The following is a 12,077-nucleotide window of genomic DNA, read 5'->3' as shown; positions in this document are numbered from 1 at the left end:
TCTTAACTTGATTGTGTTCTATGCAAAGAATGAGTATAACCAAGGAATAATATATCCGATCGCTGCAGATATAATAACAATGACTAATAAGAAAATAAGTGCTCCCTTCCATTTCCCTTTGTTTTGGTCACTCGCGACTCCAAACATCAATGAGAAAAAGAGACCACATACGATAAATACGGGTACAAGTATTGATACAACCCATCCTCGGGATGCTTCAACAAGTGATAATAGTTTTGACATAAATTCTGGCATTTTAATGCTCCTCCTGTGTTAATTTTTGTATTGTTGTAATAAATTCTAAATACGTTGAAATTGCGAGATCAAGTTCACGTGTAACATAGAGTGTTACAAAGTCATTGACGACTGCATAGAGTGTTGTTTCTTTGTCTTTAAACTCAACAATTTCATAGGTGATTTCATCACCTTCTAATTCAAATTTTTCAAATTTGATTGTGCGGGAAAAACATTTAAAATCACTGAAGACATCACGTTTTCCCATGCACCAAAACATATAGTTTTTGATTAACTCATCATTCGACATATCGTTCCTTTCTAGGTCTATATAGATAGTGACGTGTACCAAAATAATATTTAGCAAGTTTTTTTAGGACAGTAAAAGGACTGCCTCCTAACTCGTCCACTTGTGCAAATAGAGCAAAAATAATTGTGACCGCTGTAGATGCAGTTGAAAACTTTACTGAGACTGGGAATGGACATGAAAATATAAGTACAACGAGCAGGATACACCCTACTACAAGTAATATAAATTCATACCAAATCCATGCAAATATCGGTGTTTTTTTAATTCGCGCTTGCGAGATTACGTATCGACGATTATTTTGTAACATCAACGCTCCTTTCTACATGGCAATGATTGCCATGTTAACTTATTTCAAGTTCCGGTTCTTTTTCATTACTTAGGTTTAACGCTTTGTTGTTCATTTCCAGTCCGTTTTTCCGTTCTAGCATTTGGTCTTCAATATTCTTAATAGCATTTTCAATACCATCATTATTTAAGTCCATTGCTTGTTTCTGCAAATCGACGATTAATGACCGGTCAACAAGATAGTGACCTTCGCCATTTAATAGCATGTCAGTGTCTTTAATTATCTGAGTCCGCATAATTTCCTTGTTTTTTTCTATTGCCTCTCTAAACGCTTTTATGTCGTTCTTAGAAAGCCTTACATGCTGTTTTGACTCAGGCTCATAGTCAAGTTGTCGATAAGCACTGAGTAATTCATGTGCATTGATATATTGTTCGTCCAGGACTTTGTACACACCCTCCATTCGTTTTCCTTTAGTAACAGCAATTGGTTCATTTTCATTAAATTGAAGTGTCACTGTATTTCGATTAACATCCATGTTCATAATTTGTTCTGCATTTACAGTAAAGATATATTTGTTATACTGACTCCCTTTTGGGAATGTATATATTTTTTTTGTTTGGTTATCTTCAATAAATGTTTTTAAACAATGTGCATTGTTGATTGTTAACGACATATATTTTGGATTAGGTTCTTGAGGTTCTCTTAATGCAAAGGACTCAAGTGTTGGTTCAAGTGTTTCTATGCGTTTATCATCCATGAGATCTTTATTAAAATCTTTTAATTCAGATGTTAAAACCTCTACCTTGTACAATGGATAACGTACTTCCAGATAATCAGTCATTTGTTCGGTCGCAATTTGTCCTGCTTCATCATTATCAAATGCGATAATAAAGGTATCGATATCTTTCTGTGACTTCGATAACGTTTCAATATAGTGTGTGAACACATCGTGCCATTTACCAACACCATTCACACTAACGTAGTTATAGGTATCCGGATCCTCTAGCATTTCCATCAAACTAAGAGCATCAATGATTCCTTCTGTAAAGATTGTTTGTGTTGCATCATTATCTAAAATAAATCCATTAGAGGCTACACTTCCTTTAACATCCCCTTTAAAGTCTCCATACGTTCCACGTTTCATACCATAAGTAGCCAATCCATTTTCATAACTAACAAATACACAATTAGCTTTTTTATCCTGGTATAAATTTTTGGAATCAATAAGACTCTCAACAAGTGCAAGGCTCAGTCCACGTTCCTCCGTAAGATACTTAATAATTTTGTCATTGTTGTCTGAAGGTTCTGGAAGTTCGAGCTGTGCTTTTTTACGAACTTGTTGTTTACCCTCACCCTGGATAGTTCCATCTTGTAATTCCAGCTTATTATCAAGACAATACTTTTTAACTCGATCGATAGCCGTCTTTAAATCGACTTCTTCAAAATGCATCACAAAATCTAAAATACTTCCACCAACATTGCGTGAGAAACGATAGAACGAATTATCTGGATAAACAATACAACTATCATGTTCTTTAAAAGACTTATGATTCCCTTCTTGAACCAGTGTAAGACCTAAAACATCCACTGCATAATCTTCAATTTGTACGGTGGCCTTTAGCGTATCCGTATTAAGTTCAAGTTTTGGTTTTGGTTGTATTAATTCAATACCGCCTTGTTCAATGATGTAACTTTGTGCCTTTGCAGAATGCGCAAGAGCAGTGATCAATAAATCGGGATTGTCCTTAATCCGTTGATACCAACTCTGGCAATATGCTTTATGGTTTTCATACTGACTGAGTTCTTTTTCAATACCGATGTATGCCGATAAATAGGTAGCTGATAGTTCAGCTACTAATTCTTCAGTTGCATATTCTTTACTCTCCATGTTTCCAACCATGGTACGGTTAAGCCGTTTCTCGTGTCCTGTGGCATGAACAAACTCATGAAGCAATGTTGATGCATATTTTTCATACGATGAATAGTGATCCATTGGTGGCGTTGTGATATCATCTGCCACTAAGTTGTAATATGCATTCGGTACATTCTGATAATTAATGTTCACATCTAAATTTTTTGATAAGTCTTTCAATATTTTTTCGATTGTTTCTTGTTTATAGATGGGTTGTATCTTTTGATGTGCTTCAAGTTTTGGGATCCCCGAAACTTGTTCAGCATTAAAAACATGATACATTCTTGATTTAATATACGTATTCGCTTTAAGTTCTGTAAGTTCTTCTTGAGTCATTTTTTCCGTCATTTCTTTCGTAACAGGTTTTTGAGTGCGTCTGTCAACAATACTTGAAAAAATGATTGGTACTGATTTAGCACCTTTTTTTATATACCAATTTTGTTCTTTTGCTTGTTTAAAGGTAATCCATCTTGGATCGTTATATCCGTTCAAGGTTGCATTCATTGTTAAGAACATTTCATTAACATTGTGGTATTGCTTATTGGTAATAGCATTAATGGGAACCATAAAGTTTTTAGTAACCGGTGATTCCCAAGGGATACGTTCTTCTTCAAGTGCATCAAGGATAGATTGTTGAACACGTTTTGCAAACTCTTGACGGGCATTATATGTCGTCTTATTCTTCTCAGTCATCAGTATCTAACTCTCCTTCCAGGATCCCTAAGCTTTCTAGTAATTCAGTAAAATTCGATTTATTTGTTTGACTCATTTTATCAACTCCTTTTACATGGCAATGATTGCCATGTTCCTTTTTACGAGGTTATTTTAATCAAAGATATTGAGTTCCATTCCAATGGGATCCGCAAATTCATGGTTGTCACCATAGTAAGGCAGACACGAACCACCCCATCCATTACTGTAAGCAGCACTTAAATCACTGGTACAAGCACTGGGTGCAGTTTGAACATTGTAACCATCACTAAATAAATATAAGCGTCTTTCTGATTTTGGAATGGCTTGAGGTCTTTCTTCAGGTTTGGCTTGAGGTGTCTCTTGAACTATGACAGGTTTCTCAGTTGTACTCCCCGCTCCCGATTGATTCCCTTCGTTTTTATCTGCAGGTTCTTCTACTGGTTTAGGTGTCACATTGGCAACGATTTTTTCATATTCTTCTTTACTCTTCACAGCTAAGGTGAAATTAGTACCAATTTTATTTCCGTTTTTCGTTTCGGCTTCTGCAGTCATGACATAAACACCAGGTTTATATTTATCTGCCTTTTCCTTAAGTGTTATTTCTAGTTTCCCATCCACGTCGTGAATTGCTTCAAAATAGTTTTTAATATCAAATGTGCTCCCTTCCATGATTAGTATTTCATCCGTGGTTTTTGTAAAATGTGGTTGATGTGTATCAACGTTATTAATGACTAATGTAAACTCTTTTTCTTTACCATTTCTAATAAGTTTATAGACAATGGATTGTTCCCCTAATTTTAATGGATCATATTCACTTACAAATATTTCATCATACTTAGAACTTTTGATTAAATCTGTAAGAACCAATTCTTTTCCGTATTCTGCAGATACTGGATTGTCTTTGAATTCTAGTTTTGGCTCTTGTTCAAATGGATTCCAACTACATCCGGTAAGGAATAATAATGAAATCGCAATTATGATAATTTTCTTTTTAATATGGGCACCTCTTTTCTAAATAAAACAACATGGCAATGATTGCCATGTTGTCCTACATTTTTAATACTTCCAACAAATAATGAATAAGTTCCTTGTTTGCACACACTAATTTAATGGCACGTCCATAATAATCAAATGCTACAGAATAATCATCTGCAGTTATGTGTTCAATACCTTCTTTAAAATAGCAAACTTCTTGTGTATCAACAATGGTGATAACATCACCCTTTCGCTTAATTGAACTTACTGTCTCGATTAAATGTTCTTCTGTTTCTTTCTTCTTTTTCAATTTTGAGATTAAGAGTGAAATTGCACCCAAGAGTGCACTGACTCCACCAAAGGAAAGTGATCCGCTCATTCCTACTCCGGCTTTAGGTAAAACGACAACTGGTAACATATCGTTGAAGTACTCAACTGAGTAGAGATTGCCGTTAATGTCTTTGGATGCATCAATTTCAATTACTTCATCACTTAAGATATAACCTTCAGGTGCGTTCGTTTCTTTAATTCGAACAACTTCTCCCGCAAAGATTGTAAATTCTGCAATACCGCTATCATCACTTACTTGAACATCGATAACCATATCTTCAGTATCGTACATTGTAAACTCTGCGCCTTTTAATGATTTCTTGGAAACAGAATCTAGTTTTGTAATTCTTACTGTTATTAAGTCAACTGTTTGATCAATATCATTAATGTCATTATGAACTGCAATGAGTTGACCCTCTTCATACATATCTTCAAAGACAACAATTGATTTTGTCGATAGTTTATTTTGGTCGAATGTAAAGAGAACATCAATAGTACCGTCATGTTTTTCTGCAGTAAAGGTTGTAGATCCCTCGATACGTTGGCCATCAATTAAGATTGGTTGATTTGTTTCTTTATCCATGAGATATCCATCTACGCGATATTCTTTACCGATAATCAAGTTTTCATAAGCTACTTTATCTGTAATTGTTATGATATTTGGTTCATCCTTTTCACGTTCCGTGAATGATGCACTTGTTTTTAATTCAACTTCTCTCATTTCAACCACGTTTTGTTTTACATAAATAACGGGTGTTTTTTCATTAACATATTGAATACTTACTGGGTATTCAGTTTCATCGATGAGGTAACCTTTAGGTGAGACCGTTTCTTTGAGAACATAGTCACCTAGTGCAATATCGCTAAATTTAGCAATACCTTTTTCGTTTGTTTTAACTTCTGTGACAACATCTCCGTTTAAATCAAATAATCCATATGTTGCATCCGCTACAGGACTACCGTCTTTGTAATCTACCTTGATGACTTCAATATCACCTGTTGGCTTGTAATTTTCAAAAGTTAATTCATAAACAATACCATCTTCAATAATATCTAAGAACTGTGGTGTTTGGTCAATCAAATATTCACCATCAACTTTAAATTCTGTAAACATATAGCGTCCATATTTAAGTTGAGTAAAGTATGCAATACCATCTACATCAGTAATACCACTGAACTCTTCTTTTGTTGTCATATTAATAGCCTTAAATTCAAAGTTTGGTAAGTATTCTTTTGATACTGCATCAACTTTGGCCACTGCAACATCAGAGCGAATTGGTCGGTTAGCAACATCTTTTTCAAGGACTTTACCAATGATCTCAATCGTTTGATATGTTTGGTTCTCGTCAATTTCAAAATCAATAGGGTCAACTAAGTTATATCCTTCAGGTGCTTTAGTTTCAATTAAACTGTAACGTCCGTAGGATAAATATGCCTCAATTAAGAATTGACCATCTTCATCTGTAATCCAAGTATCTTTTTCAACAACATTTTTACCATCTTGGTATTTAACAGTTACAATCTCATTTTTATCGTAACTGAAGATTTGGAACTCAGCTCCTGCAAGTGGTAATAATGTTTCGCTATCATATTTGTTAACGAGTAGTTTTGCTTGAATTGGTTCGTTTGGTGCTGTGATATATTGCATTGATTGATGTTCCGATACTGTAAATGGAATTTCTGTCTCATCTAAGATATATCCAATAGGTGCTTGGAGTTCTTTAAAGTAGTAATCACCATAACGTAAGTCCGGTGTTACAATCATTCCATTCTTATCTGTTGTTAGTTCAGCAAGTTTTTGGCCATCTTTTGTAAACAATCCAAAAACTGCTCCTTCAAGCAATTTACGGTCTGTATCTTGTTTAATCAAAGTTGCCTTACCATAAATAACTTGGTTATCTACAGTTTTACCGTTTTTAATGATTTCAACACTTGGGTTTGATCCATCATATTTAACTAAAATATCCCACTGACCATTAAATAGTACATAACCATTAGGCGCTGCTTTTTCTTTAGCATAATAGTCACCAAGTGGTAAATTATGGAATGTTACTTGACCATTCGCATTTGTAGTTTCAGTTCCGATTAATGTATCTGCAAGATAAATTAATTTACTGCCTTCATAAATATTAGTTTTAGCATAAAGTTCGATTACTGCATCACTTAATACGATGCCGTTGTTTTGTGGGAATGTTGTATCCCAATTGTTTTCAACTTTCGTTAATGTAATATCAGTACGTTGATATTTATTTTGAATGTTCTTTGTAACAATAACTACAGGGGTTACTTGATCCTTATACTTAATTGAAACATTATAAACCGTTTTATCTAATACGATTCCGCTTGGTACTGATTTTTCTACAATTGTATAGTCGCCTAAAGGTAATTGTTTTAAACTAGCTTTACCATTGGAATCTGTCGTAACAGTACCGACAACACTATTACTTGCATTCTTAATATCAAATACCACATTTACAAGTGCATTCCCGTGATTGTCTTTTTTATGAATAACAATCTCTCCTAAAGGTTTTTTGTCCTGAATCGTAAATGTACTTGTAATACCACCTTGAGCAGTAAATGAACGGATCGTTTTGTCTACTAAATAGCCGTTTGGTGCCTTCACTTCTTGATAGTAGTAAGTCTTGCCAATATCACCAAATTTATCTGCAGTTGTTAATCCATTACTTCCAGTAGAGTAATCCCAATGAATTGGTGCATTCATAAAACCGTTTGCATCTACTGAATTACTACGTGAAACACGAATTGTTGCTCCATTCAATTTAATTGAATTATTAACCGCATCAACTTTTTCAAACACTACAGTATGTTTATTAGCCTTAAGAGTAATATCTGCATAGATAGGGTCTTTTACTCGGGCAACTAATAAATCCTGAGAATTGGGAGATTTGTAGATAATTGGTGTTCCATCTTTAAGATTAGATTTTTTCTTTAAATTAATTCCTCCACTCGTTCCACTTTTTAGTTTAACCTTGAGAGTTGAACCACTGTTTTGAACAATTTCAATATTGCTATCAGCTATAACAGTAAATCCTTTCAGATTAGCATCTGATAAGTCTATTACATCACCGACATTCACATTTTTAGTTGTACCATTCCATGATGGTCGGTCATAGTGGTGAGAAATAGCATTTTCAATATCTGCAATCTCTTGGCTTATATCAATTACGTTTCCACTCATATCTTTCCAAGATTTAGTAGACCATCCTTTTTCTTTCCATACAAGAGTTGTTTCTGCAAGAATATGTTTTTGTGTTCCAAAATACTTGTAACCATAATTTCCAATTAAGATAAGTCGTTTTTGTAATGACTTACTTAGGCTGTCAAAATCAGCAGTTGGGTCATATTTTGATGACGTAACCATAGTGGATGGGTCAAGACAAATAGCATGTTCGCCATCTACAGATAAATTAGCATATTGATAATCATAATATTCATAACTAGGGTCACTGATTTTTACTACATGGTACTTATAAGGAATGTCTGATTTACTAATATTTCCTGCTCGCATCATTCCATTAACTTGGAAAATCGAACGACCTTTTCCATCGAATTCTGTATTAATATTCTTATTCTCTTCAATATCAATTTGTTCTGTTTTCTTTTCAACTTCTGTTGGTTCTACTCTTTGCTCTTCTTTAGGCAGGTGTTGATCTTGTTTAGGTTCAACTGGAGTAGGTTCACTTACTTCGACTACTTCTTTTTGTTCTTCGATATCAATAAGTGGTGGTTCAACAATTACATTGAAATCAAATTTATCTTTACGTTCGATTGTCTTTTGACTATCGTCCGTCTCGATTAATAAAGTCTTTGAATAATTAACTGTAAATTTGAAATTACCGTCAATACCAACGACTGATTTGTATTTGTAAGTGTTAGGTAAATCGCCATCAACTTTTTCGACTTCAAGATCACCTAATTTGATATCTTCAATTTGTACGTTTTCGTCATGCTTCACACTGAATAGTAATTCAGTTTCAGTATTATCGCTTATTTGTTTTCGTTCAACATTAATCATTACGTCTTCATTACGATAGACTTCTTCATTTGCACTAATATCTACTGTGAATGACGTGACACTAACAAGAATGGTTAGTGCAGAGATTAGAATTTTGTTCATTAATTCTGTAATTTTTTTTCTGTTTGTTTTCATATTGTCCTCCTTACAAACATTTTTAATGCATAAAAAAAGACAGCCTCTGCTGTCTTATCTTTAAGGTGGTCTTTCTCGATATTGTTTCATTAGTTTTTCCTCTCTACATGGCAATGATTGCCATGTAATAAAAAAAGAGAGTTTAACCTCTCTTTATGATTTTATAAAATTACATTTCCATTATAGTCATTAAAGTAAACTACATATCCGTAAGAACTGTGGTCGTTTTTCTTAACTTCATAAATTTCGTAACTTCCTATTTTAACTCCATTCCAGATTCGAGCATCAGCAATATCTTCTGCCCAAGAGTCAGCTTCAGCAAAACTGTACCCAACTAACATTTTAGAATATGCAGTATGTTGGTGAATCGGTGCATCGCAAGGCAACTCAGGATTTGAACCATTAGGGCACAGTGCAGTAGATCCGCCCCCATTGTTTGCTGGTGGGGTCTCATTATTACTATTTGATGAACCCCCGGTGTTGGATGGTGAGTCATTACCCGTATTTACAGGTGGCGTTTCGTTACCTGAATTTGTTGTATTACCGTTGTTGTTTGCAGATTCGTCATTACCTGTTTTTGGAAGTTCTTCTTTGACTTGAACGGTATCAACATTAACAACACCTAGTGATTTAATTTCTTTTACTTCCGCTTCGGATAGATTTGCTAAATCTTTAGTATAAAAATAAACACTTGGTTTGGTTAGTTCTAAACCATCTGTTGTCTGGAATTCAAAATTAACTTCAGTATATTCATCTTTTTCATTTAAACTCGCCATGGACTTCATCTGTATTTCTTTTCCAAACCGTATATCTGTTGCTGATAAGTTTAATAAGTTCATGATGTCTTCGTTTATATCTATTACAATTTTATCTCCATCTTTAATTTCAATATCGTTATAAACAATTTTTACAACTAATGGAACAGTATCCGTTGGCTTTATTGTGTAATCAACCATTGATTGTTTTCCACTATCTAACGTTACGGTTAATCTTATATCGACATCTTGAACAAGTGGCATTTTATCTTTTGCCTCAAGTAGTGCCATTATCTCTGTATTGTCTTTCTCAGATGGTTGAGGTTTTTCAAGTTCATTCTTTTCAACATAAGTTGAAATTTGTTCTTTTTTAATTTCATCAAATGATACAATCTCTCCATCTTTAATAAATTCATACTCAAATGATGTGTAATTACTATTATCTTTATCTATTTGGGATTCAATCATCTCTTGATCCAAATAAGTATATTTTTCAAACACAGCATCGTCTTTGAATTTAATCGTTGGTGTTGGTTTTTGTAGAAGTACAACAGCAACTACTATTATCGCAACTACTAGAACTGATACCGTCCCTGCGATCACTTTATTTTTTGTTGGTTCCAACCATTTCTTCAATTTTTCCATTCTATCCTCCTACATGGCAATCATTGCCATGTTGTATTTTTTTTTAATTCAGTCATCATCAATTTCGTCTTTTTAACTCCAAAGTAAATATATGCAATAAGCATTCCTACAATAATAATACATAATACAATCAAGTATATAAAGTAAGATTGTAAACTTTTCAATACATTTGATAGAAATGCACAGATCATTAGATACACGATAAATAGCACAAGCTCATGGAACTTTAACTTAAATGGTGTCATAAAGTTTGTTTTACTTATATATGTTTTGTTTTGATAGAGCGCAAATACTGCAATTAACATACATCCAATTATTAGCATACTACCGATCACGATGATTTCTGTTGAATCCATAATTTCTCCTTTTTTTGCATAAATAAAAGGCGCATAACTTATATGTTATACGCCTTAATTTTTGGCTTTTGGTACAACCACCTACGGTTGGTAGCTAAATTATAACATATTTATTGGGCAGTTATTTTAAGTTTTGGCTATTGTAAGCGATTACATTTAAAATCATTATGTGAAAATGTGTGTTTAAGGCAATTTGCCCGATATTCAATGTATTTCAACGCACTGCCGTATGACAAACACCAGATGTATGAAACGGCTTCATTAATTTCGTCAAGAATTTTATAGTACTTTACAGTATGTAATTCAAAGAAACTGATAATCTTAGTGGTTTTGTTTTTAAGAATATATCTCATCCAAAATATTTCTCGTTGTTCAGGTAATAAGATTCCTTCATTAAATTCTTTAATGAGAATCTGAAGCATTTTATCGTCCTCTTCAATAAGATCCTGGATGTAAGATATTCTTGTTTCTTCTGAATAATTACTACCTTCCGGCATTGAGATAAACCATTTACTGTTTGAGTTCATATAGTCTTCGACACGTTTGCCATGTCTGAATACTATATATTTTTCTTCATCCAGGTATAGTTGTCCTTTAAACTTTGCTTCATACAGATAATTCGCAAATATTGAAAAGCCTTGTTCTGTTGTCATAGATCCATCTTCAACGTTATTGATGATATCCGTTACCTTTCTTTCACTAATTAAATCCATGTACCCTCCCTACATGGCAATGATTGCCATGTTACTTTTATCAGTCATAGTGCAATAGCAGAACCCACCATTCTTTTCATTGTTGTTTGAAGGAGTATGATATGAAGATGGATTGATGGGCTCTATTATTGCACTATATTTTAGCCAGTTATGTAATGTGCAAATTTAGATGTTTAATCATTGTGTGCAGTTCATGTGTAGAAAAATCAAAATCTTTAAGTTTACGATTATATACAACTATTGGTAAATTAAGTAATCCAGCAAGTTCAGCATTGTTATGTTGTAAGAGTGCCCTCAACGCCTTATCAGTCTTGTATTCGGACATATGGACATAGGTATCAACTTCTCTCATAAGTAAACGTAAACTCATATTATGATCTTGTTCGGAAATGATTTTATGGAACTCTCTTTCTATTTTTTGTTTCATAAATAATTCCCCCTACTTTTTTTTCTTTCCTGTTTTCTTTACGAGTTGATTTACCAGGAAAAACAATCCAAACCACACGAAGTACGCGATTACTAATATCCAAAATCCCTTACTAGCTAATACAACACCTACAAACGATAAAATTGCATCAATGATATTCTTAGCAAAAAGAATATTTTTGTAGTACAAGAACCAGATAAGTAATAGAGCAGGAAGTATAGCTAGGATGAAAAGTAGTATTTTAAGTAAAACATGTAGTATTCTTCGTGT

10 protein-coding genes are annotated in these 12,077 nt (G+C 33.6%); all 10 read right to left on the bottom strand.

Features of this window, described 5'->3' with window-relative positions; translation table 11 throughout:
- Positions 1-18: 18 nt before the first annotated feature.
- The 10 genes from B096_RS0101380 to B096_RS0101330 all read right to left on the bottom strand — a co-directional run bounded on the left by B096_RS0101380 (position 19) and on the right by B096_RS0101330 (position 11,807).
- Complete coding sequence (locus tag B096_RS0101380; RefSeq protein WP_018578990.1) at positions 19-255, bottom strand: hypothetical protein; 237 nt, start codon at positions 253-255, stop codon at positions 19-21.
- 1 nt (position 256) lies between these two features.
- A complete protein-coding gene (locus B096_RS0101375) occupies positions 257-544 on the bottom strand; it encodes a hypothetical protein (RefSeq protein WP_018578989.1) in 288 nt (95 codons plus the stop codon).
- Entirely contained in the window at positions 534-851 is a 318-nt protein-coding gene (locus B096_RS0101370; protein WP_018578988.1) for a hypothetical protein, read from the bottom strand. The genes B096_RS0101375 and B096_RS0101370 overlap by 11 nt, the downstream gene beginning before the upstream one ends.
- Before the next feature lie 34 nt (positions 852-885).
- A complete protein-coding gene (locus B096_RS0101365; RefSeq protein ID WP_018578987.1) occupies positions 886-3,435 on the bottom strand; it encodes a zincin-like metallopeptidase domain-containing protein in 2,550 nt (849 codons plus the stop codon).
- 132 nt (positions 3,436-3,567) lie between these two features.
- Positions 3,568-4,302, bottom strand: a complete 735-nt coding sequence (locus B096_RS0101355; protein ID WP_018578986.1) for a hypothetical protein — start codon at positions 4,300-4,302, stop codon at positions 3,568-3,570.
- A gap of 181 nt (positions 4,303-4,483) precedes the next feature.
- Entirely contained in the window at positions 4,484-8,911 is a 4,428-nt protein-coding gene (locus tag B096_RS0101350; protein ID WP_018578985.1) for a SpaA isopeptide-forming pilin-related protein, read from the bottom strand.
- Between the two features lie 161 nt (positions 8,912-9,072).
- Positions 9,073-10,311 (bottom strand): hypothetical protein, encoded by a 1,239-nt coding sequence (locus tag B096_RS0101345; protein WP_018578984.1) that lies wholly within the window; start codon positions 10,309-10,311, stop codon positions 9,073-9,075.
- 20 nt (positions 10,312-10,331) lie between these two features.
- Positions 10,332-10,667 carry a hypothetical protein gene (locus B096_RS0101340; protein ID WP_018578983.1) on the bottom strand — a complete coding sequence of 112 codons (336 nt, stop codon included), beginning with the start codon at positions 10,665-10,667 and terminating at the stop codon, positions 10,332-10,334.
- Positions 10,668-10,804: 137 nt separating this feature from the next.
- Positions 10,805-11,380 carry a hypothetical protein gene (locus B096_RS0101335; RefSeq protein WP_018578982.1) on the bottom strand — a complete coding sequence of 192 codons (576 nt, stop codon included), beginning with the start codon at positions 11,378-11,380 and terminating at the stop codon, positions 10,805-10,807.
- 148 nt (positions 11,381-11,528) lie between these two features.
- On the bottom strand, positions 11,529-11,807 hold the full coding sequence (locus tag B096_RS0101330) for a hypothetical protein (protein WP_018578981.1): 279 nt from the start codon (positions 11,805-11,807) through the stop codon (positions 11,529-11,531).
- Positions 11,808-12,077: the final 270 nt, after the last annotated feature.

The organism is Erysipelothrix tonsillarum DSM 14972 (genome assembly GCF_000373785.1).
Lineage (GTDB): Bacteria > Bacillota_I > Bacilli_A > Erysipelotrichales > Erysipelotrichaceae > Erysipelothrix > Erysipelothrix tonsillarum.
The sequence above is the reverse complement of the archived record's forward strand: the minus strand, read 5'-3'. Positions and strand labels throughout refer to the sequence as shown.